General features: G+C 71.8%; 24 protein-coding genes and 1 tRNA gene. 10 read left to right on the top strand and 15 right to left on the bottom strand.

Going from position 1 to position 21,336, the window contains the following annotated elements:
• Positions 1-23: 23 nt before the first annotated feature.
• The 4 genes from FHS22_RS00695 to FHS22_RS00710 all read right to left on the bottom strand — a co-directional run bounded on the left by FHS22_RS00695 (position 24) and on the right by FHS22_RS00710 (position 4,067).
• On the bottom strand, positions 24-902 hold the full coding sequence (locus tag FHS22_RS00695) for an NUDIX hydrolase (RefSeq protein WP_184937359.1): 879 nt from the start codon (positions 900-902) through the stop codon (positions 24-26).
• 152 nt (positions 903-1,054) lie between these two features.
• Positions 1,055-1,453 (bottom strand): hypothetical protein, encoded by a 399-nt coding sequence (locus FHS22_RS00700; RefSeq protein WP_184937361.1) that lies wholly within the window; start codon positions 1,451-1,453, stop codon positions 1,055-1,057.
• Between the two features lie 99 nt (positions 1,454-1,552).
• The gene (locus FHS22_RS00705) at positions 1,553-2,908 is read right to left on the bottom strand and encodes a hypothetical protein (protein ID WP_184937363.1); all 1,356 of its coding nucleotides are present in this window, start codon (positions 2,906-2,908) and stop codon (positions 1,553-1,555) included.
• Between the two features lie 121 nt (positions 2,909-3,029).
• On the bottom strand, positions 3,030-4,067 hold the full coding sequence (locus FHS22_RS00710) for an aldo/keto reductase family protein (protein WP_184937365.1): 1,038 nt from the start codon (positions 4,065-4,067) through the stop codon (positions 3,030-3,032).
• A gap of 193 nt (positions 4,068-4,260) precedes the next feature.
• On the opposite strand from FHS22_RS00710, the gene FHS22_RS00715 reads away from it, so the two are divergent.
• Entirely contained in the window at positions 4,261-4,713 is a 453-nt protein-coding gene (locus FHS22_RS00715) for a nuclear transport factor 2 family protein (protein ID WP_184937367.1), read from the top strand.
• Between the two features lie 138 nt (positions 4,714-4,851).
• On the opposite strand, the gene FHS22_RS00720 is transcribed toward FHS22_RS00715, so the two are convergent.
• Positions 4,852-5,271, bottom strand: coding sequence for a DoxX family protein (locus tag FHS22_RS00720; RefSeq protein WP_184937369.1), 420 nt, complete (start codon positions 5,269-5,271; stop codon positions 4,852-4,854).
• Between the two features lie 15 nt (positions 5,272-5,286).
• Here FHS22_RS00720 and FHS22_RS00725 point away from each other — a divergent pair, with 15 nt between their 5' ends.
• Complete coding sequence (locus FHS22_RS00725; protein WP_184937370.1) at positions 5,287-5,607, top strand: DUF6461 domain-containing protein; 321 nt, start codon at positions 5,287-5,289, stop codon at positions 5,605-5,607.
• A gap of 223 nt (positions 5,608-5,830) precedes the next feature.
• On the opposite strand, the gene FHS22_RS00730 is transcribed toward FHS22_RS00725, so the two are convergent.
• On the bottom strand, positions 5,831-6,700 hold the full coding sequence (locus FHS22_RS00730) for a M15 family metallopeptidase (RefSeq protein WP_260407555.1): 870 nt from the start codon (positions 6,698-6,700) through the stop codon (positions 5,831-5,833).
• Positions 6,701-6,943: 243 nt separating this feature from the next.
• On the opposite strand from FHS22_RS00730, the gene FHS22_RS00735 reads away from it, so the two are divergent.
• The 5 genes from FHS22_RS00735 (at position 6,944) to FHS22_RS00755 (ending at position 11,569) form a co-directional block, all read left to right on the top strand.
• The gene (locus tag FHS22_RS00735; RefSeq protein ID WP_184937372.1) at positions 6,944-7,729 is read left to right on the top strand and encodes a prolipoprotein diacylglyceryl transferase; all 786 of its coding nucleotides are present in this window, start codon (positions 6,944-6,946) and stop codon (positions 7,727-7,729) included.
• Positions 7,726-8,139: a hypothetical protein gene (locus FHS22_RS00740; protein WP_184937374.1), complete on the top strand. Its 414-nt coding sequence runs from the start codon at positions 7,726-7,728 to the stop codon at positions 8,137-8,139. The genes FHS22_RS00735 and FHS22_RS00740 overlap by 4 nt, the downstream gene beginning before the upstream one ends.
• A complete protein-coding gene (locus FHS22_RS00745; protein ID WP_338047541.1) occupies positions 8,136-9,734 on the top strand; it encodes a radical SAM protein in 1,599 nt (532 codons plus the stop codon). The genes FHS22_RS00740 and FHS22_RS00745 overlap by 4 nt, the downstream gene beginning before the upstream one ends.
• The gene (locus FHS22_RS00750) at positions 9,731-10,060 is read left to right on the top strand and encodes a hypothetical protein (RefSeq protein ID WP_260407556.1); all 330 of its coding nucleotides are present in this window, start codon (positions 9,731-9,733) and stop codon (positions 10,058-10,060) included. Before FHS22_RS00745 ends, FHS22_RS00750 begins: the two co-directional genes overlap by 4 nt.
• A 327-nt stretch (positions 10,061-10,387) precedes the next feature.
• Complete coding sequence (locus FHS22_RS00755) at positions 10,388-11,569, top strand: ATP-binding protein (RefSeq protein ID WP_184937376.1); 1,182 nt, start codon at positions 10,388-10,390, stop codon at positions 11,567-11,569.
• Between the two features lie 106 nt (positions 11,570-11,675).
• Here the strand turns inward: FHS22_RS00755 and FHS22_RS00760 are convergent, their stop codons facing one another.
• Together FHS22_RS00760 and FHS22_RS00765 are read right to left on the bottom strand one after the other, a co-directional pair.
• Positions 11,676-12,563: a MauE/DoxX family redox-associated membrane protein gene (locus tag FHS22_RS00760; protein WP_221473072.1), complete on the bottom strand. Its 888-nt coding sequence runs from the start codon at positions 12,561-12,563 to the stop codon at positions 11,676-11,678.
• A gap of 5 nt (positions 12,564-12,568) precedes the next feature.
• Positions 12,569-13,519, bottom strand: a complete 951-nt coding sequence (locus tag FHS22_RS00765) for a hypothetical protein (protein WP_184937378.1) — start codon at positions 13,517-13,519, stop codon at positions 12,569-12,571.
• A 306-nt stretch (positions 13,520-13,825) separates the two neighbouring features.
• Between FHS22_RS00765 and FHS22_RS00770 the strand changes: the two genes are divergently transcribed.
• Complete coding sequence (locus tag FHS22_RS00770; protein ID WP_184938300.1) at positions 13,826-14,356, top strand: SigE family RNA polymerase sigma factor; 531 nt, start codon at positions 13,826-13,828, stop codon at positions 14,354-14,356.
• Between the two features lie 31 nt (positions 14,357-14,387).
• On the opposite strand, the gene FHS22_RS00775 is transcribed toward FHS22_RS00770, so the two are convergent.
• Positions 14,388-14,867: a MarR family winged helix-turn-helix transcriptional regulator gene (locus FHS22_RS00775; RefSeq protein ID WP_338047542.1), complete on the bottom strand. Its 480-nt coding sequence runs from the start codon at positions 14,865-14,867 to the stop codon at positions 14,388-14,390.
• A 101-nt stretch (positions 14,868-14,968) separates the two neighbouring features.
• Here FHS22_RS00775 and FHS22_RS00780 point away from each other — a divergent pair, with 101 nt between their 5' ends.
• Both FHS22_RS00780 and FHS22_RS00785 read left to right on the top strand, forming a co-directional pair.
• A complete protein-coding gene (locus FHS22_RS00780) occupies positions 14,969-15,529 on the top strand; it encodes a YceI family protein (RefSeq protein WP_184937380.1) in 561 nt (186 codons plus the stop codon).
• Between the two features lie 272 nt (positions 15,530-15,801).
• Positions 15,802-15,890: transfer RNA gene (locus FHS22_RS00785), tRNA-Ser, on the top strand.
• Between the two features lie 85 nt (positions 15,891-15,975).
• Here FHS22_RS00785 and FHS22_RS00790 read toward each other — a convergent pair.
• The 6 genes from FHS22_RS00790 to FHS22_RS00815 form a co-directional block, all read right to left on the bottom strand.
• Positions 15,976-17,322 carry a tyrosine-type recombinase/integrase gene (locus FHS22_RS00790; protein ID WP_221473073.1) on the bottom strand — a complete coding sequence of 449 codons (1,347 nt, stop codon included), beginning with the start codon at positions 17,320-17,322 and terminating at the stop codon, positions 15,976-15,978.
• Positions 17,322-17,543, bottom strand: coding sequence for a helix-turn-helix domain-containing protein (locus tag FHS22_RS00795; protein WP_184937382.1), 222 nt, complete (start codon positions 17,541-17,543; stop codon positions 17,322-17,324). The genes FHS22_RS00790 and FHS22_RS00795 overlap by 1 nt, the downstream gene beginning before the upstream one ends.
• Before the next feature lies 1 nt (position 17,544).
• Complete coding sequence (locus FHS22_RS00800) at positions 17,545-19,218, bottom strand: replication initiator (protein WP_184937384.1); 1,674 nt, start codon at positions 19,216-19,218, stop codon at positions 17,545-17,547.
• Positions 19,215-19,418 carry a hypothetical protein gene (locus tag FHS22_RS00805; protein ID WP_184937386.1) on the bottom strand — a complete coding sequence of 68 codons (204 nt, stop codon included), beginning with the start codon at positions 19,416-19,418 and terminating at the stop codon, positions 19,215-19,217. The genes FHS22_RS00800 and FHS22_RS00805 overlap by 4 nt, the downstream gene beginning before the upstream one ends.
• Positions 19,415-20,827, bottom strand: coding sequence for an FtsK/SpoIIIE domain-containing protein (locus tag FHS22_RS00810; RefSeq protein ID WP_184937388.1), 1,413 nt, complete (start codon positions 20,825-20,827; stop codon positions 19,415-19,417). Before FHS22_RS00810 ends, FHS22_RS00805 begins: the two co-directional genes overlap by 4 nt.
• Positions 20,828-20,914: 87 nt before the next feature.
• Positions 20,915-21,334 carry a plasmid replication, integration and excision activator gene (locus FHS22_RS00815; RefSeq protein ID WP_184937390.1) on the bottom strand — a complete coding sequence of 140 codons (420 nt, stop codon included), beginning with the start codon at positions 21,332-21,334 and terminating at the stop codon, positions 20,915-20,917.
• Positions 21,335-21,336 lie beyond the last annotated feature (2 nt).

The following is a 21,336-nucleotide window of genomic DNA, read 5'->3' on the forward strand; positions in this document are numbered from 1 at the left end:
CCGGGCGGTGGCGTCCCCGGCTCTCAGGAGCCGGCGGCCGAGAGCTGGGCGAGGAGCCACCGGGGGCCGGTGACCTCGGCGCCGCGCTCGGTGACCCGCTCGCGCAGGGCCCGGTCGGCGGTGACCACGAGGACGTCCTCCCAGGAAGGGGCGTCCTGTACGGCGCGCACGATGGTGTCGTCGCCGCTGCCCGGGGCGGCCATGACGGTGACGCCGGGCAGCGGGGCCACCCCGCGGGCGGCGCCCTCCACCACCATCACGATCCGGGGGAACCAGCGGGCCAGGGCGGGGAAGCGCTCGGGCACGGCACGCAGCCCGCTGCCGACGAGGGCGCTGACCTCGGTCGCCAGCCGGGCGGTGGCCCCGGCTCGGTCCCTCCACCAGCCGTGCTCGGCCCTGGCCCCGACGATGTTGGCGGCGTCCAGGACGATCACCAGGGGGCGGAGGGCCCGGCTGACCGCGGGCCAGGTCTCGGCGAAGCCGGGATGGAGCCTCCTGGCGGCGACCTGGTCGAGGGGGAGCCAGCGCAGGTCGGCGCTCTCGCTGTTGGCCGGGGCGGCGGGCAGCAGTCCGTCGGCCTCGGCGATGACGGTCTCGAAGGACCAGCCGCCGTGGTCGTCCAGGTACACGCCCTGCACGCGCAGGCCGTCGCCGTACAGCGCGGCCTCCTCGCGGGCCTCGCGCAGCGCGCTGGAGATCGCGTCCTCGTGGCTGTCCCTGGCCCCGCCGGGCAGGCCCCAGGTACCGCCGTGGTGGCTCCAGAAGGAGCGCTTCTGCATCAGGATGTGCGGCGTGCCACCGGCATCGTGGTGCACCGCGAGCAGCCCGGAGGCACCGTGCACCCCCCAGTGCCGGTGCCCTCGCGCGCAGTGGGCCCAACCGTCCCCATCACCGGCCGCCATAGCGTCCATTATGCTTAGCGATTTCCTCGCAGGGGGATCCCTCTTCGGCGTTTTCCCGTGCTCCCGGGGGAGCGGACGGGCCCGCTCGTGCGGGAGGGCCCCGCCGCGCGGGGGACGCCCGCGCGGCAGGGCCCCGGGATCCGGGCGGGGCGTCAGCTCCGGCGCAGCCCCGTGTAGTGGAGCTCGGCGAAGCCGGCGACCGCGAGGGCCTGCGCGATGACGAAGGCGACGCCCAGCGGGTTGGGGTCGACCCAGCCGGTGAACAGCAGCGCGATGCTGTCGACGGTCCACAGCACGTTGACGGCGATCACCGCCTGCACGCCCCGCCGGGGAGGGGCCGGACGGGTCGCCAGGTAGGCGAGGTAGCCGGTGAACGGCAGCAGGACGATCCCGGCCCAGCGCAGCAGCGGCTCGGGGAGGTCGAGCAGACCGGCGAGCGGGGTCGCGGCGGCGGCAAGGATGACGGCGAACCCTCCGGTGAGGACGGTGTCGGCCTGCAGCGCGCGGGTGAGCAGGGGGGTGCGGCGGGTCGCGGTGGCGGTCGCGGTCATCGGTCTCTCCTCTGTGGTTCGGCTTTGCGAGTGCGTCGGCTTCCGACGTCCTCAGCACACCGCCTCACCCGCTGCCATCTGCAGACATGGCACTGCCATTCACTGCCGGTTCTCCGTACGGAGATCGTCGGCGACGAGTTTGGCCGCCGCGTTCTGCCAGTTGTAGAGCGTGCGTTCGGGAACCTCGCGGAGGAACCAGTCGAACGCCTGCCGATCCTCGGGGCCGAGCCCGCCGCGCCCGGCCCCGCGCCGGTACGGCCGCAGGCCCCGGACGTACGGGAAGTAGAGCACGTTGTAGAACCGCCACTCCTCGCTCGTGCCGAACTCCCCGTCCCGGGGCTTGAGCCGCCGGATGCTCTCCAGCAGGAGGGTGCGCAGCTCGGCCGCCCGCTCCAGGGGACTGTCGCCGGTGACCCGCTTGTCGATCACCGGCAGGTTGGCGAGCGGGCTGCTGGCGAGCTTGCCCAGGTCGCCGTAGCCCGCCAGGGCCCGCCGCGTCAGGCGGGTGAACTCGGCCTCGTCCAGCGGCGGCGGACCCTGCTCGCGGCGGGGCAGCGCCTCGGCGGAGTCGCGCAGCTCGGCCCGCTCCCGGCGCAGCTCCCGGTCGCCGGGGAAGGCGATCCGGTCCAGGGCCCGGTGCACCGGACCGGCCAGCGTCTGCACGGCGACGGCCACGGCGACCACGCCGAACAGCAGTGCCGCCAGGGCGGGGGAGGTCCCGCCGAGCACGATGGCCAGCGCCACCTGCCCGCCGGAGGCGGCCATCACGACCACCGCCCCCAGCAGGGAGCGCAGCATGTCGCGCCAGAGCGCCTCACCCGCCTGGAACGCGCTGGACATCGCGATGGCCACGCCCAGCAGGGCCATGTCCACGTCGATGGCCAGTACGGCGAGCGTGCCGACCGGGCCGGCCGGGTCGAGCAGCGGGAACACCAGCAGCGCCGCGCCCAGCCCGAAGAACAGCGTGGCGACCGTCACCAGCCCGCCGACCCGCGGCGGCCTGGCCCGAACCAGCAGCGCCAGGACCCCGGCCAGCGGAACCAGCAGAAGCACGCCGGTCACCGCCCGCACCGCGACGCCCGCCCCCGCGACCGCCGCCTCCCCGGCCCCCGCCTCCGAGTCCCAGCCGGTGATCGTCAACCACGCGAGCGCGGCGGCCGTGATCGGGACGAGCCCTCTCGACCAGGCCCTGTCCAGCCGCTCACTCCCGGGGACCAGTGTCAGCACGGCACCGGTCCACAGCAGCACCGGCAGATGCGCCAGCACCGTCTCGGCCGCGGCCAGCACCTCGGAATCCCCGGCGGCGGCGCGCAGCCGCCCGGCCGCCAGCGCGAGCCCGTAGGCCAGCAGTCCCAGCCCGGCCCGCCGCGGCCCGCGCTCCCCCGGATCCCGCACGATCACGTAGAGCCCGAGCCACCATGTCAGCCCGAAAACGGCCGCGACGGCGAAAAGCATGGAAATCCCCTTTCCCCGCCGCGAGCGTACCGATCACCGCCCGTCCCCGGCCCCGTCCCGGAACCGGGCGCCGGGTCGTTCGGCGCGGACCGCAGCCGTTCGAACCGGTGGCCGGAAGCGGTCAACCGCTCGCGGACGCGGACCTCGCCCAGTCCGGCTTGACCGCCATCATCCGGGCCGTCTTGGCGGGGTCCCGGTCGACGAGATCCCCGAGGATCTCGTCCACCCGCTTCAGGACGGCCTCGTCGATCGTCCTGCCGGACGCCGAGGCGTTCTCGGTCACCTGCTCGGGCCTGGTGGCGCCGGCGACCACCGAGGAGACCCCCGGCTGCCGGAGCACCCAGGCGATCGCGAGCTGGGCGGCGGAGAGGCCGCACTCCGCGGCGACGGGGAGCAGGTCCTGCACTTGTTCGAGAAGCCGCGGGCCGAGCACCCTTCCGATGAACGCGGGAGCCCGCCCGCCGGCCTTCCCCCTCGACCCGTCCGGCGGCTCCTGCCCGGGCCGGTACTTCCCGGTCAGCACTCCCTGCGCGAGCGGCTGGAAGGCCAGCTGGCCGATGCCCTCGCGCAGGCAGAGCGGGACGACCTCCGGCTCGATGACCCGCCACAGCATGTTGTACTGCGGCTGGTTGGAGACGATGCGGCTGCGCAGGCCGAGCTCGCGGATGACGGTCAGGGCCGACTCGATCTGCGTGGCCGTCCACTCCGAGACACCGAGGTAGAGCACCTTGCCCTGCCGTACCAGGTCGTCGAAGGCGACCAGGGTCTCCTCCAGCGGAGTCGTCTCGTCGAAACGGTGCGCCTGGTAGAGGTCGAGGTAGTCGGTGCGCAGCCGGCGCAGGGACGCCTCGCAGGACTCCATGATGTGCTTGCGGCTCAGCCCGCGGTCGTTCGGGCCGTCGCCGGTGGGCAGGCAGACCTTCGAGGCGATGACCAGGGACGACCGCCGCACGCCGCCGAGCGCGGTGCCCAGCAGTTCCTCGGCCGCTCCCCGCGCGTAGACGTCGGCTGTGTCGAACGTGGTGACGCCCGCGTCGAGCGCCGCCCGGATGCAGGCCACGGCCTGGTCCCGGTCCACCAGTTCGCCGTGGGTGAGCCAGTTCCCGTAGGTGACCTCGCTGACCATGAGGCCGCTCTGCCCGAGGTGGCGGTGTTCCATCGGCAGTCAGGGCACGGCGCTCTCGTGCGAGGCCGCTCGCCCCGATCCTCCTTTCATGATCGGCAACAGTACCGGGCCCCCCGGCGTGGGGACAGGCCGTCCCGCAGGCGCCGCTCCGGAAGACGGCCTCCGCTCCCCCACTTTCCGTACGATGTACGGTACAGTGTACGGAAAACGATGAGAAGGAGTCGCGATGCAGCAGGACGACGTGCGGAACGGGCTGTTCACGCCGAGCGCCGAAGATCTCGCCGGAGTCGAGGCCTGGTTCGCCGAGTACGACGCCCTGGCCGCGCGGGGCGCCGTCGAGGAGATCGCCGGCCTGGCGGTCTTCCCGCTCAACCTGGCCACCGACGTGCCCGGCGGGTTCGGCGCCGTCCGCCAGTGGGACCGGGAGGAGTTCGTGCGGGTGATGACCGAGGTCATGGGCGGCGGTACGGCGGGCACGGAGACGACGTCCGTCCGGACTCCGCGCTTCCTCACGCCCAACCTCGTGCTGGTCGAGACGGAGGCCACGGTCACGGTGGAGGGGGAGCGGCAGTCGATGCGCTATGCCGACCTCCTGGTGCGCACCGCGGACGGGTGGGCGTTCCAGACCATGGTCCAAGGGGGCTGGGGCCATGGCTGGCCGGCCGCGACCCGGGGCTAGCTGTCCTGCCCCGTGAGGCCGGGTACGCGGACGGCGGGCGCCGCCCGGGCGGCTGAACCCGCACCCGCCGGGAACGCGGACGACCTGTGACCCTCGTCAGGAGGGCACGGGTCGTCTGTCCGCGGAGCGGGGCGGGGGTCAGCGGATCAGCGAGCGGACCAGGTCCCGGGTCTGCTCCCGGCGGTCCCAGGCGACCAGGGCGAACACCGCGGCGAAGGCGACCGGCAGCAGCGCCCAGGCCGGCTCCAGGACCAGGACCTGGGTCAGCGCGGCGCCGGCCATCAGGCCGATGAGCCCGGTCGCCGCGGCCCCGGCCAGCCGGGGGACCAGCAGGCCGATCCCGCCGGCGAGCTCGACGGCCCCGGTCACGTACCGGAACCACTGGCCCCAGCCGATGAGCTCGAAGGTGGTCACCGCGTTCGTCTCCCCGGCGAACTTCGGCAGCGCCGAGGCGACGACCAGGAACAGGCCGATGAGGATCTGGAAGGCCCACAGGACCCTGCGCAGGGTACGGCGGGCGGAAGCGGCGGGGGCGGCGGGGGTCTGGATGGCGGTCATGAGGCGTCCTCTCCGGTGCTGGATCGTTTTCGTTCTCCGACCAGGCGTCGTACGGCCGGACGCGGAATCGACACGGCTCCCGGATTCTTTTCAAGATTTTTCCGCGGCCATCGGGACCGGACACTTCTCGTCGCTCCCGGTGGCAGTCGGTTCGGCATCGCCGAAGAGATCATCATGCCGCTGTCGGCGGGCACTCGCGTCGTCGCCCACTCCCTTCTCGAGATCAAGGCCCTCGACTACTTCTTCTGGATCGAGGACGGCGAACTGCGGTTCTGCTTCGTCGCGCAGGACGGCTACCCCGCACCTCGGTCCGGAGGCTTTCCCTGTCCATGGTGAGCCGGATCCGGCAGGGACGATCCCGACCAGAGATCATCGAAGCTCGTTGCCGGTGTCGCCGCGGTGACGGCCGTGACGGTCGCCCACTTCGGCGATGACCGCGATCGGCCGGGGCGATCTGCGAGGGCAGGGCGCACGAGGGTGTGAGAGGACGGCAGGCACCGGGAACCGATGAGAGGCCGGACCGCAGGCCGGCCGCCCACTGGCGATGCCGGTCCAGGCCTCAGCCGCCGCCCTTGCTGAAGTGCTGGTAGTCCTTGATGCCGGACCAGTAGCCGCCCCACTCCCAGCCGAGCCGTTCGAAGGCCCTGACCACCCGGTCTCCGGGGTTGATCACGCCGGGGGCGTCCACCGGGCGCCTGGCGAACTTCCGGGCGTTGCGGTGCGCCACCGATCCGTCGGAGGAGACGTAGGGGTTCTCCCGGGGGTTGAGGTCGATGGCCCTGCCGTACGCGTGCTGGGACCAGCTGCTCGACCCGGTCGCCGGGCGGCAGTTGAACGCCGAGGTGTTGCCGGCGTCGATCGAGTCGAAGTCGTCGCCCCCGTAGACGTCGACGAGCTCCATCCGGTAGATCGGCCAGCGCCAGCCGTACAGCCGCCGGAAGACCGTGACCACGTCGCCCGTGACGTCCTCGTGCACGACCAGCTCGCCGAGGTGCGGCCTGCCGTCGAAGCCCCAGTAGGTCATCGTGACCAGCCTCAGGTCGCGCACCGGCACCGGGCAGCCCGAGCGCCAGGAGTGCTCGAGCCGCTCGCGGGCGATCCGGGTGACCTTCGCGGAGAACTCCGGCGGCCCGGTGGCGGACGGCGCCGGGGCCGGTGCCGCGGACGGGACGGCCGGCGGGGCCTCGGACGGGGAGGCCGGGGCGGGGGTCGGCGAGACCGGGTGGAGGAGCGAGGCGGAGGCCGAGGGAGAAGGCGAGGAGGGCGGGGTCGCGGCCTTCGAGGGCGCCGGGGACACCGTGGGCGGCACGGGGTCCGGCGCGGGCGTCGTGGCGGGCCCGGAACCGCCGCAGGCGGCCACCGCCAGGCAGGCCGTCAACGCGAGGGCCGCCCGGACACGTGTCACCGAGCCCATCCGGACACGCGTCATGGAATCAGAGCTTCTCACCTGTTCGTCACCCCCGGCGGATGAACGCGACACCTCTCAGCGTAGTCGTTCGCATTCCGGGAGTGAGAACGGCTCGCGCCGCCGCTCCGCCTGCGGGCTCCGGCCGCCGAAGGCGCGTCCCGGCCCCGTGCGTCAGGGGAGCCCCGGCCGCACGGCCCCGGGGGGTCGCCGGAGACCGGGGGTCGTTGACTCTGAAACCAGTTTCCGTCCCCTACTGTGAGCCGGATGGAGCCGGTCGTCGTGGTCGGATGGTGGACCGTGCCGACGCACGGCCTCTTCGTCGGACTGGGAGTCGCGGTCGCCGCCGTGGTCTTCGTGGCCGAGGCCCGCCGCCGGGGGGCGCCGGCGGAGCAGTCGCTGGTGGCCGTGGCGGGCGCGCTGGTGGGCGGGGCGATCGGCATGCGCCTGTCCGGCTGGGCCGAGCACCTCGACCCGGACCTCAACCCGTCCCTGCTCGAAGCCTGGATGTTCGGCTCCCGCAGCGTCCTGGGAGGCCTCACCGGCGCCTACGCCGGCGTGCTCGTGGCCAAGCGGCTGATCGGCTACCGGGAGAGGACCGGCGACCTGTTCGCGCCCGCGGTCGCGCTCGGCATGGCGGTCGGCCGGATCGGCTGCCACCTCACCGAGGCCCCCGGCCGCCCGACCGGCCTGCCGTGGGGCGTGCACGCCCCCGCGACCACGCCGGGCTGCCCCGGCTGCCTGGCCGGGCAGGCCATGCACCCGTCGTTCCTCTACGAGATCGCCTTCCATCTGGCGGCGTTCGCGGCCCTGTGGTGGCTGCGGAGCCGGATCACCCGGCCCGGCGAGCTGTTCACCCTCTACGTCGCCGCCTACGCCGCCTTCCGCTTCCTGGTGGAGTTCACCCGGGCCAACGAGACGGTCTGGCTGGACCTCACCCGCCCGCAGTGGTTCCTCGTCCCCGGCCTGCTGCTGGTCGCCGCGAGATTGGGGTACGGCTACCGCCGGGGCTTCTACGACCCGCTCGTCCGCAAGAAGGAGATGCGCGCATGACCACGCCGGGAGACCCGCCGCAGGATCCGCCCTCCCAGGACCCCCGGCCGGGGGAGCGGCCGCCCGGAGGGGGTTCCGGCACCCCGGGGCCGCCGCCCGGCGGCGGACCGCCTCCCCCGCCCGGCGGCCCGTCGGGCGCGAGCGTGGGGATGGCGCTCCTCGGGGTGGTCGTCTACGTCGTGGTCAACGTCCTGTTCGGCTTCATCGCGCTCGGAACCGGCTCGACGACCGGCTTCGCCGTGGTCGCGGCGCTCCTGGCGCTGCTCACCTTCGGCAGCGGGGTCGTCCTGGTCAAGAGCGGCACACCCCTGGCCAGGGGGATGGGCGTCGGGCTGATGATCGGCTGGGGCCTGGTCACGGTCCTGTCGGCCGGGTTCTGCACCGGCGTCAACCCGGGGCTGTACCAGTGACCGGGCCGGGAATGGCGCTGCGGGGCGACCGCATCCTCCGCTACGTCAACGCGTTCTGCCCGCGCTGCCACGACGAGGACCCCGAGCGTCCGCTGCACGACGTGCCGCGCCTGACCGGGTACCTCGCCGAGCGCGACGGCCGGGTCTACCTGGAGCGCGGCTGCCGCAGGCACGGCCTGGTGCGCACGCTGTACGACGAGGACCCGGAGATCCTCTCCTACCTGGAGGAGTGGACCGCGCCCACCAAGGCCCACCTGCCCGACACGCCGGGGAACTTCGACCCGGTCCCCTCCGCCTACCTGCGGGGGCTCCCCGAGACGCAGACCCAGCACACCTGCATCCTGCTGGAGGACATCGCCGAGACCTGCAACCTGCGCTGCCCCACCTGCTTCGCCGGCTCCGCGCCCGACCTGGGCGGGGTGGTCCCGGTCGCCGACGTGCTGGCCAACGTCGACCAGCGCCTGGCCAGGGAGAACGGCCGCCTCGACGTGCTCATGCTGAGCGGCGGCGAGCCCACCATCCACCCGGAGCTGGGCCTCCTCCTGGCCGAGCTGACCGCCCGGCCGATCACCCGCATCCTGGTCAACACGAACGGGATCCTCCTCGCCCGCGACGACGCCCTCCTCGACCTGCTCACCGGGCACCGCGACCGGGTCGAGGTCTACCTGCAGTACGACGGGACCTCCGCCGAGGCCTCCCGCCACCACCGGGGCGGGGACCTGCGGCGGTTCAAGGCGGACGCCGTACGGCGCCTGTCGGAGCGGGAGATCTTCACGACGCTGGTCATGACGGCCGCGCTCGGCGTCAACGACGCGGAGATCGGCGAGGTCGTACGGCTGGCGCTCGACACGCCCTACGTGGGCGGGGTGTCGCTGCAGCCGCAGTTCGGCTCCGGCCGGTCGGGGGCGATCGACCCGATGGAGCGGCTGACCCACACCGGGGTGTTGCGGCGCCTCGGCCCGCAGACCGGTGGGGTCGTCACCTGGCGCGACCTGACCGCGCTGCCCTGCTCGCACCCGCACTGCTGCTCGGTCGGCTACATGATCCGCGACGACTCCGGCCGGTGGCGGTCGCTGACCGCGCTGATCGGCCACGACCGGCTCAAGGAGAACCTGGGCCTGGTCTCCAACCGGATCGCCGACAGCGAGATCCCGCGCGAGCTGCGGCTGGCCGTACAGGAGTCGCTGCTCGGCCTGCTGTCGGAGCAGTCGTCGCTGTCGCACCCGCAGATCGGCGACCTGTGGCGCGACATCTGCGAGAACTGCGACCTGGGCGTCTCCACCCTGCTGGCGCTGGCCTCCTCGGCGCTGCCGGGGCGGCGGCGCAGGCTCCGCCGGATGCTCGGCGAGCGGGTGGTCCGCATCACGGTGAAGCCGTTCATGGACATGGCGACGATGCTGGAGGAGCGGCTCGTGCAGTGCTGCGTGCACGTGGGCACCCGGTCGGACCAGGACCAGTGCGCCCCGTTCTGCGCGGTCCAGGCCTGGCCCGCCCTCTCCCGGCAGCGGCTCTCCGCCGTCGCCTCGGCCGACCCCGGAGTACGGCTCCCGCTGGTGGACGTGACGGGGCCGGAAGGGCTGGTGGACGTCCGGTGACGGGACCGGAGGGCGCCGTCCCCGCGGGGCGGACGGGGACGGGCCCGGCGGGCGGCCCGGCCCGGGTCGGAGGGGGCGCGGGCGCGGAGCCGTACGATCCGCTCCGGTTGTGCGTCTACGCGACCGTCGCGCTGCTGGCGTGGCTGGGCGGGGCGTGGGTGGTGCTCGGCTTCGCGGTCCTGGGGTTCGCGGGATACCTGCGGGCGCGCCGGGCCGGGCTGGCCCGGAGCAGGTGCCTGCTGCGCGACACCCGGCTCGTGCTCGGGTATCTCGCGCTCATCGCCGCCGCCGCACTCGCCGCCCTGGTGCGGGGGTTCGCCGGCTAGCCGGCGCTCTTGGCATTCCGGTTGGCGGCCGCGGGGAGAGCTTTTTCCGAAAACTCTCGTCATTGTGTTCGAGGCCGCGCTACAGTCGTAGACACCGGATCGAACACGGGTTCGGGCGCCGTCACCGGTGCCATCCGCCCAGGTGAGGGGTGTGCCATGGCGATGCTCGCGCCGTCCTCCGCCCCCTTCACGCCCGCCCCCTCCCCGTCCGGTCCCGCTCCGCGCCTCCCCGGGCCGCGAGGCCTCGTCCGGCGGCGTGCGACACGCCGTAGCGCTTTCTACGGAAATCTAGGACGGCCGCTATATCCCGTCATAAAGTCCGAGACCGTGGACCCCGTGCGCAACCCCTATGCCCCCGGTGCGGGGCAGCGCCCCCCGGAGCTCGCCGGCCGCGACCGCGAGCTGCAGCAGTTCGAGGTCGTGCTGGAGCGGGTGGCCAGGGGCCGCCCCGAGCGCAGCATGGTCGTCACCGGCCTGCGCGGCGTGGGAAAGACCGTCCTGCTCAACACCTTCAAGTCGATGGCCATGCAGCGGCTCTGGGGCACCGGGAAGATCGAGGCCCGCCCCGACCGGTCGATCCGGCGGCCGGTGGCCGCGGCCCTGCACATGGCGATCCGCGAGCTCTCCCCCCGGCACCGTGCGCCCGAGCGCATCGAGGAGTTCCTCGGCGTGCTGAAGGCCTTCGCGATGCGCGACGCCTCCGCGGCCAAGGGCACCTCCCACTGGTCGCCCGGGATCGACGTGCCGGCGGCGCGCGGCCGGGCCGACTCCGGTGACCTGGAGATCGACCTCACCGAGCTGTTCGTCGACGCCGCGGCGGTCGCCACCGACCTGGGCGTCGGGATCGCCCTGTTCATCGACGAGATGCAGGACGTGCAGGTCCAGGACGTCTCGGCGCTCTGCGCGGCCTGCCACGAGCTCTCCCAGAGCGGCGGCCCGCTGATCGTGGTCGGCGCGGGGCTGCCGCACCTGCCGAGCGTGCTGTCGGCCAGCAAGAGCTACTCCGAGCGCCTGTTCCGCTACGCCAGGATCGACCGGCTCGACCGGGAGGCGGCCGACCTGGCGCTCATCGCCCCCGCCGAGGGCGAGGGCGTGGAGTTCACCCAGGAGGCCCTCGACGCGCTCTACGAGGCGGCCGACGGCTACCCCTACTTCGTCCAGGCGTACGGCAAGGTCGCCTGGGACCTCGCGCTGCACAGCCCGATCACCGGCGAGGACGTCAGGGTGTCGGCGCCGGAGGCCGAGGAGGAGCTCGCGGTCGGCTTCTTCGGCAGCCGCTACGAGCGGGCCACGCCGGCCGAGCGCGACTACATGCACGCCATCGCCTCGATCGGAGACGAGCCGGTGGCCACCGCGGAGGTGGCCGAGATCCTCGGCCGCAAGCCGTCCAGCCTCTCCCCGGCCCGGGACAGCCTCATCAAGAAGGGGCTGATCTACAGCGCCGAGCGCGGGCTGATCGCGTTCACCGTCCCGCACTTCGGAAAGTTCCTCCGTTCCCAGCCGATCTGAACGTGTGTTCGATATACTGGAGGCGGGCCCCTAGCCCTCTATACGGCTCTCTAGTGGGGAAGCTAGAGAGCCGTATAGAGCTGAATCATGTCCTGGTCCGGAGACCCTAGCGACCGGCCGCCACGGGGACGGCCTCCGGCCGCGGCGCGGCCTCGACCGTCCGGCCGTCGGCGCCGACCAGGGCGACCCGCACCGCCGGGCGGCGCCCGCTGAGGTGGACCGCGAAGACCACGTCCACCGGCTCGCCCGCGCGGCTCCGCCCCGGATAGACGAAGAACCGCCAGCAGAGCTCCCGCCAGCTGTCGACCGGCTCCGTGCTCGACAGCAGGTCCTGGTTCGACCGCCAGACCGAGCTGGCGCGCAGCCTGGCGGCGGCTGTCGCCGGGCCGGCCGGGCGCCGCTCGCACGGCGCGCGGTGGCGCAGCCTGGCGGCGGCCTCATCGACCTCCGGCGAGAGCGCGACGACCAGCAGCAGCCCGCCGGCCACGGCCAGGCCCTCGATCCAGGAGATCCCGGCCAGCACCGACCACCCCGTGACCGGCCCGGCCCGCAGCGTTCCCACCGCCATGGCGGTCAGCGCCACGGTGCGGACGAGCGAGCGCACCCCCACCGGGATCGCGCTGACGTCGCCGAAGCAGCCGCAGCCCATGTCCGGCCGCCGGCGCCGCAGCTCCCACAGGACGTAGGTGGAGACCGCGAAGAAGGCGATCGTGCCCCAGCGGAAGAACGGGTGCCCGGTGGCCGTCAGCCCGCCCGCCAGGACCGCCTCCGCCGCCGCGCAGCCGAGCATGGCGGGGGCCTGCCACCGTTCGGCCAGCAGCACCGCCGGGCCGAACCCGCTCAACGCGCCGGGCTGTGAACCGCTCGCGACGGTCTTGACCTTCGCCAGCGCACCCAGGGCCAGGAGCAGGCCCAGAACCGGGAGCTGCGCGCCCGCGACCGCCGTCCACACCTGCGTCTGCGCCACCTGCGCCACCTGCGCCACCTGCGTCATCTGTGTCATCCCAATCCGACCCGGGCGTTGAAGCAGCCCTTGGTGAGGTCCCCGCCCAGTTCCACGAAGGAGGAGGGCGACAGCTCCGCGATCCGGCCGCGCGGGGAGGTCCCGCACTCCAGGCACCGGTCGCAGAACCGACCGGCGAGACAGCCGCACGTCACGATCGGCACGATCGAGGTGCGTTCGGCGCACACGTTGCGCACCTCGAGGGTCGAGCCCAGCGCGAGGTAGGGCAGCCCGGTGCAGGAGACCCCGGCCTCGTCGCAGCCGGAGTCGGCGGACTCCAGCATCGGGTAGGCCGCACCCCGTTCGTCCGGATCGAACGCGTCCGACCAGGTCACGGTGGCCGAGATCTGCTCCTGTGCGCCGCCGTACGCCGGCGGCGGCTCGGGCACCGCCGTCCAGCGGTAGGGCGGCTGCGAGGTCGCGGGCAGCCGGGCCCGGGCGACGCCGTCCTCGCGGACGCCGATGGCGTCGAACAGGTAGCCGGGTTCGAGTTTCGGGTGCCGGACCTGGAGCCTGCCCGAGGCCGCGTAGGGGATGACGACGGTGCGGTGGCCCCGGTGCGGCCCGCAGTAGAGCTCCATCGTGCGGTCCCCCGACCTGCCGCGGATCTTCTCGATCACGCCCGTGACCCGGACGGTGTCCGCCCAGATCCGCTCGGCGACCCGGCCGGCCTGCAGCGTTCTGACGACCACCTGCGCGCCCATCGGGAGGTCGGCCGGGGCGACGGTGTCGCCGCGCCAGGCGGTCGCCCACGGCGCGATCACGAGCCGCTCCTCCCTTCCGTCCGGTGTCCCGATGATGATCAGATGTGGGCTGACGTCCAGGATCTCGCCGCTGACGGCACGCAGCAGTTCGCCTTCGTCGGAGACCGGGCCGGGGTCCTGGAGGTTCCGGCCAAGCGCGGCCGCGGCCAGGACGCGGCGACGGTCAACGCTCCATTGGGGCATCGGCGGTCTCCTGTTCTCGGCGGGGTGTTCTGGTCAGCGTCACATGTTCGACGGGGTCTCATGTTCCACAACCGCAAATAATTCAGACAGGGGCCCTACCGGGTAGCAAAATTCACATCCCTGGTAGAACGCCTTGTTGCCCGGGTCACCGCAGACCCGTACTTACCGCCCTTCACCGGCCGTCTGCCAACTGAACCGATCTTTGCATTCGACAGGACGAAATCTGGATTCCGGTTCAGCCGGATCAGAGCCTCCGGCTGCGATTCTGACGACGAGACGCCCCTTGACCACAGGCCGGTGATCGCGGTGACCGACGGGACCCACGACGAGTTCCGTGAGTACGTCGTTGCTCGCGGACCGGCGCTGCTACGCGCCGCCCACCAGGTCACCGGCAATCCCAACGACGCGGAGGACCTGCTCCAGGCCGCGCTGGTCAAGACCTACCTCGCCTGGGAGCGGATCGAGGACCGCGCGGCCCTCGACGGCTACGTGCGCCGGACGATGGTCAACATCAACATCTCCTGGTGGCGGCGGCGCAGGCTGGACGAGTACCCGTCGGATGAGATCCCCGAGCCGGTCCCCGCGGCCGCCCACGACGGCCTGCCCGGACGCCGCGCGGAACTGCCCGAGCAGGTGGAGCGGGCGCTGGAGTGCCTGCCCGACAGGATGCGGGCGGCGATCGTGCTGCGGTACTACGAGGACATGACGGAGCCGGAGATCGCCAAGGCCCTGGGCATCAGCGTCGGCACGGTCAAGAGCACGGTCTCGCGGGGGATGGCCAAGCTCCGCGGCGCCCTCGCCATCCCGGAGCGGCGGCACCTCGAACCGCAGCCCTGAGGATCGCGGGCCCGGCGGCCCGCGACCGGCGTCACTCGGCAGGAGCGAGGTGCGAGCCCGCGGTGGCGCACGGCCGTACGGCGTCGCGGAGAATCCTGAGCGTGTCGAGGAAGGCCGAGAGCCGCTCGGGGGGGAGCAGCCCGGTGAACCAGGTCTCGATGTCCTGCAGATGCTGCGGGAGCACGGCGGCGAGCCTGTCCGTGCCCGCCTGGGTGATCGCGGCGTAGGAGGCCCGGCGGTCGGTGGCGCACGCCTGCCGTACGACCAGGCCCTCGCGCTCCAGCCGGTCCACGACGCGGGTCACCCCGCTGGTGGACAGGTTGGTCTGTGCGGCCAGGTCGCTCATGCGCAGCCGCTGCCCCGGTGAGCGCGCCAGCCGGATCAGGGTCTCGAAGTCGACCTCCGAGATGCCTCCCGCCAGGAGGGCGGGCATGGTCTTCGCCGACAGGCCGCTGGAGACCTCCGCGAGGAGGCCCATCGCGGTCAGCCGGGGGTCGTCAAAGGGAAGCACGCTCACACTGTATGCGACGATAGTTGACGTGAGAAATATTCCTCAGGTAAGAATGTGTTGACGCAAACATCCTCACGGCAAACGTAGACACGGGAGCAGCCATGACCGTCCGCGCCTGGGAGAACCTCCAGATCCCCACCCCCGGCACCTTCACCCTCGACGTGGCCCACACCCGGATCGGCTTCGTCGTCAAGCACATGATGGTGAGCAAGGTCCGCGGCAACTTCGCGGACTTCTCCGGCACGGTCACGATCGCCGAGAACCCGCTGGAGTCCTCCGCCGAGCTCACGATCAAGGCCGAGAGCATCACGACCGGGGCCGCCGACCGCGACGGCCACCTCCGCAGCGACGACTTCCTCGCGGCCGACAAGTTCCCCGAGCTGACCTTCCGCAGCACCCGCGTCGCCGGCCACTCCGGTGACGAGTTCACCCTCGTCGGCGACCTCACTATCCGTGATGTCACCAAGCAGGTCGAGCTCACCGTCGAGTACGGCGGCGCCGGCACCAACCCCTGGGGGCAGGAGGTCTGGGGCTTCTCCATCACGACCGAGATCGACCGCGAGGAGTTCGGTCTGACCTGGAACCAGGCCCTGGAGGCCGGCGGCGTCCTCGTCGGCAAGAAGGTCAAGATCGAGATCGAGGGCGAGGCCAACCGCGCCTGACCCTGCGATCCGCCGAGCCCCTTCCCCAACCGCTCTCCCCGGGGGAGGGGCTCAGGTGTGTCCGTGAATTGAGATCGAGTGTCTTGCATATCGAGAATCCACAGGCTCTTCACCGGCTTCAACAGGTAATCCTCAGGTCTGTCCACAGGTGTGGACGAAGTTATCCACAGCGGTGGACAACCTGGCCGCCGGGCCTCTGGACGACGCGCCCGGCAATCACTTTGCCGCCTTGCCCGCAGGCCGGTACTCTGTGCTGAGCCGCACGGCTACCAGGAGGCTTCGCCTAGTCAGGTCTATGGCGCCGCACTGCTAATGCGGTTTGGTGGCAACACCATCCGGGGTTCAAATCCCCGAGCCTCCGCAGGTGAAAGGCCCTCTCCCGAATCCGGGAGGGGGCCTTTTCCGATCTCTGAAGGGCTCATAGTTGCAGTCCTAGTTGCAACGGCTCACGACTTTCCCCACAGGGCCGAGGCCAGTCGCTCCCCGGCGTCGCGCATGAGCGGCGTGGACACGTGGGCGTACCGCTCGGTCGTGGTGACCCGCGTGTGGCCGAGCACCTCCTGAACGACCCGGATGTTCACGCCCTGCTCGATCAGGAGCGTCGCGGCCGTGTGGCGGGCGTCGTGGACCCGGACGTCCCGCACCCCGGCTTGCTTGAGGATTGTTTTCCACACCTTCCAATCCTCGGTCCGCTCGATCGGGCTACCGTGCCGGGTCGCGAACACGAGGTCGTGATCCTCCCAGCGATCCCCGGCCCTGAGGCGCTCCACGGCCTGGGCCTTCCGGTGCTCCTTGAGGAGCGCGAGCAATTCGGGCGGACACTGGAGAGTGAGCTTGCTCCGGCCCTTACGCTGCCGGAAGACGATCCCGCCGCCTGTGCGCTTCGGGCACCTGTCGGCATGACCGGTGCAGTCCTTGAGACAGGGCCGCTTGTAGCAGGTGTGCCCCTGCTTCGCACAGTCCGGCTTGCAACCGGGCACATGCCCGTGTTCCTTGCAGTTCTTCTTGCAGGGCCATCGGTGCCACTTCTCGCCGCATGCGTGTGGATCGGCGCAGCCGTGCCGCCACTCGGTGCGCTGGATCTGGAACCACGCCCGGATCACGCCGGTCTCCAGGTCGACGTACTGCCAGCGGAGCCCGAGAGCCTCACCCTGGCGGATGCCGAGGGCCAGGGCGACCGACCAGCGGGCGCCGTTCCGTCGGGTGCCGGCCACGTCGAGGATGCGCCGGGCCTCCTCACGGGTCAGCGGCTCGATCTCGGTCGAGGCGGCCGAAGGGGCTTCGACCAGGGTCGCGACGTTCCGCGTGAGCTTGCCGCGCCGTACGGCGATGGTCAGCGCCCGCGACAGGATGCGGTGGACCTTGAGGACCGTGCTTGTCGACAGGCCCTTCTCCAGCATCGCGGTGTACGCGGTGTCGAGGTGCTCGGGAGCCAGCCGGTTGAGCCGGTGCCGGCCGAGCAGCGGAATGACCCAGTGACGGGTCTTGGACCGGTAGTCCACCAGCGTGCGCGGAGCCATCTTGCCCGAGACCACGAGTCGCTCACAGATCACGTCGAGGTACTCGGTCATCCACTCGGCGACGGTGGGCACACGGCCGGGCTTGGTGACCTGACCCGACTCCCGGTTGCCCTCCAGTTCGCTGACCTTCCGGGTCACCTCGGCCTCGGTCTTGCCCATGCGGTGACGGCGGTCGGGAGAGCCGTCCGGCTTGATGCCCACGGTCACCCAGCCGTGCCAGTAACCGTCCTTGCCGAGATAGATCGAGGAGCGGCCGTTCGGCTTCTTCGCCATCACGCCGCCCTCTCCGGTGAACTCTCGGACGCCTCGACCAGGGCACGGGCGAACTCCTGGAGTGCCTCGACATGGATGAGCCGGTAGCCGTCGCGCTTGACCGACTGGAGCTCACCCGTCTTGATCAACCGGAATACGGCGGTACGGCTCATGCCCAGCACGATCGCCGCTTCCTTCGGCCGGTAGAACAGCTTGTCGGACCGGTAGAGCGTGAGGTTCATGTCAGGCCGCCTTTCCGATCGCCGAAGTTGCCGAGAGATCTTGGGTGGGTCGTCCGTCCGCTCTGGCCTTCAGTTCGTCCATGGCCGCGCGCCAGCGTTGGCGTTCGGCGACCATGCGCAGCAGCCGCAGGGTGAGCGAGGGAACGTCACCGTCTCCGGCCGGGACGGGCTTCCAGAGGTAGCGGTGCGGGTCGGTCGGTTCATCGGCCAGGCCGAGGGCTTCCAGGACCCAGGTACGGCGGTCGCGCTTGTGTTCGGCCAGGGTCTTGTTGGACCACTTGCGCGAGACCAGGACCCGGCGACCGGCGTAGCCGAGGTGTTCGGGCTTGTGGGCCTTGCCCCGGCAGCGGCCCGGCATCATGCCCGGCTTGGCGCCCTTGGGTTGCACGCCGTAGCGCAGCCAGTTCGGGCAGGCCGGTGAGCAGGGTTCGTAGCGGAGTGCCGCGATGAGCCGGGCCGCGTGCTCTCGCCGGGCCGCATCGTCGGTATTCAGGCTCTCGCCGAGGGACTTAGTCAGGTACTTGGACAGGTAGCGGATGCACTGGTCGGCGTCCGGGGTCCCGGCGAGCACGCCTTGGACGTCGACCTGGTCGCCGAAGCGGAGCACGTGCAGGGGTTCGGCGTCCTCATCGGCGTCGAGCCGGTCGAGCGCCTCATCCCAGGTCGGCAACAACTCCCCCGTGGCGGGGTCGAGGTAATCCCCTGTTTGGCCGTCCGGGTAGGCCACGCCGCCCGGCAAGTCGGCCCGGGGAGTCCACACCGGCAGGTGATTGCCTTGGAAGCGGACCTCATCGACCGCCGGCCACCACACCTGGTGGTAGGTGGCCGCCGCAATGGCCTTGATCTCCGCACGCGGCAGGGTGCCGCGGATCGCCATGTGCAGATGCGGCGCGAGCCGCTTCTGCGGCTCCACGGACGCGAAGTACTGCACGTCATAGCCCGCTACACGGCGAAGGTTCTGCACGAACCGGTCCACCAGCTTGGAGAAGTGCAACGCGTCCCGCGCGGCCCGCGCATAGTCGTACGTACTCGGGTCGACCGGCACGCCCTGACCGGCCCGGATGCGGCCGTACGAGGGCAGGGTGAGCGTGATGAACATCGACGGCCGGTAGACCTTGCCGTCGGTGCCGGGGAAGGCCCGGCCGAGCGTGGTGGGACTCATGGCCCGCTTAGGCAGGTCCGGGGCATCTTGGCGTCGCCGGGTGGAGCGGGAGCGCTTGGCAGCCGTACGGCCGGACAGGGTGCCCCGCATCCCGGCCGCGCTGATCTCGGCGTCGATCTCGGTGATCGCCGCATCCCAGTCAGCGACCTCCGCAGGCGTGCCGTCGCGTTCGGCCCGGTCCCGGTGCGCCTGCACGTCGGCCCGGAACCCGATCAGCCAGCGCTGGTCCTCGGTGGAGGGGTCCGGTTCGGCGACCGGCTCGGCCTCCAGGTGCCAGCCCTCCCGGCACTGGGTCATGCGCAGGTAGCGGTTGCGCTTGGCGCACGGCGGGCACTTGGCCTCCCGGGTGGCGCCGCAGGGGACGTTGATGTCCTCGCTGTGGCCGGTGCGGACATCCAGCCGCCGCAGCACGATCGGCCGGATGCACACCCCGTTGTGCTTGGCGATCTCCACCGCGACATCCAGCGCCACCGGCATCCTCTGCCGCTCGGCTCGTGAGTTCGGGACGGTCATTCGTTCACCTCCTGCCGGTGCACCTCGGCCAGGTCCGCCCGCAGCCGGTACACGCCGGCGTAGGGGTCGGCGCTGACGGAGACGTGCAGCAGTTCGAAGGCCACCACGCGCTGGGTGCGGTGCGGCCCGAGCAGGGCCAGGATGGGCCGCTCGCAGATCCGGGTGATCTCCTCGTCGGTGCCGTAGAAGCAGACCCTCATGCCGCCACCTCCGCGGCCATGGCCCGGATGTCTGTGTCGGAGACGTAGGCCGCGCGCACCCGGATCGGATCGGGCGAGGCCTCCAGCCGCACGTAGCCGACGCCCGCGCCCTGCTCCGGGATCGGCGAGATGTGATCGGCCAGCGCGCCGCGATTCCGGGCACCATCGCCGAGCACCATGTCCACCTGTTCGGACTCGTCCAACCGGAGAGCGATCTTGTCGGGGAACAGGTTGCGGACGTTCATGACCTCCTTGCGCGGGTCCTGCAAGGCCGCCATGACCCCGACGCCGACCGCCCGGCCCTGTGTGGTCAGGGTCGCGAGAGCCGCGGAGATGCGCAGCTTCAGGCCCTTGTCGGACTGGTAGGCGGTCAGGAACGCCACCTCATCGACCACCACCAGGACGAACGGATCCTCCACGGTGGGGACGTGATCACGGCGCAGGCCGGCGAAGCGGTCGGCCCGCTCCTGCATGACCTCCACCGCCGCTTCCAGCAGTTCGGCGCACTCGGCGGGAGTCGCGGCGTACCGCGTGCCGAACAGCTCCCGGCCGAAGGACAGCTCCATGCGCTTGGGATCCAGCGCCCACACCTCGACCAGGCCCGCCCGCACGGCCGGGAGCAGGCCGCGGATGGCCGACCACAGCACCGAGCCCTTGCCCGCGCCGGTCGCGCCCGCGATCAGGACATGGGTGCCGTGCATCTTCAGTAGCCACGGTGAGCCGTCCTCACGGATGCCGACCCGCACCGGCCCCACCGACACCTCATCAGGGACGGGGACGGCCGGCAACGGAACGGCGAGCGGGTCACGCCGGGGGAAGACCAGCTGCAACCGGCCCGCCCGTGCGATCGACACCCGGCAGGAACGGGCGCCGAAGCCATGCGCCAGGTGCTCGATGCGGTCGCTCCAGTCCTTGACCGCCTGACCGTGCAGCATCTTCACGGTGACCACGTCGGCCCACGAGGTGCAGGTGACCGTGACCAGGTGCGGGAGGTAGTCCCGGCCGCGCAGGTGCCGCCCGAGACCGGAGACGATCATCACGGGTTGCCAGTGCCGCCGGTAGATCCAGACGAAGCGCCACCAGGCCAGCAGCCGCCAGCCCACGATGCGCAGGAACGACGGCCGGTGGAGGAAGCACCAGGCGACCAGAGCGGCTACGGTCCCGGCGGTGAGGCCCAGGCCCCAGCGCCAGCCGTACAACCAGCACACCGCGCCCGGTATGGCGACGACGGCCGAGGCGATGGGGTGCCGCCAGATCAGGCGGACCAGGCCAGCGACCAGCCGCCAGGTGAGGATGACGAGGGTGACGAACGCGGGAGTGCGCACCACGGCCGGGCGGAAGACCACGGCGGTGTCTGGAGTGGTGGAGACGAGGTTCTGTGCCTCGTCGCCGGGCAGTTTCTTGAACATTAGGCTGGGTGCCTCTCTGTGATTCGCATCTGGGGAGAGATCGAGGGGCCGCCGGAAGTTGCCGCTTCTGGCGGCCCCGCTTACGTGTCAGGCCGCGATGTCCTTGCCGGTTGCGGACTTGGCGGGGGCAGCGGCGCGGGGGGAGCGCATCAGGGTGGCCCGGATCGAGTAGGCCAGCCGTCCGGCCTGGGAGACGTACGGGGTGACGCTCATGCCGTCGAACTTGACCGGCGTGAACGGCAGGCCTGGCAGTGACGGCGGGGGAACCGGCTGCACCGGGGACAGGATCTTGACCGCCACCGTCTTCTGGCCGGCCTTCACGGCCGGGTCGGCGTCCATGACGGCGACCTGCCAGACGAGTTCGCCGGTGGTCTTGTCCTTGGCGAAGACGGTGCGGCCGTTGGTGGAGGCGTCGAAGTCCTTGACCTGTTCGACCTCGCCGACGATGTAGCAGCCGTGCGGGAAGACCTGGTCGAAGTTGATGGGGATGGGTCCTTGGATAGCCATGA

The organism is Thiemannella venezuelensis (assembly GCF_014203605.1).
Taxonomy (GTDB): Bacteria; Actinomycetota; Actinomycetes; order Streptosporangiales; family Streptosporangiaceae; genus Planomonospora_A; species Planomonospora_A venezuelensis.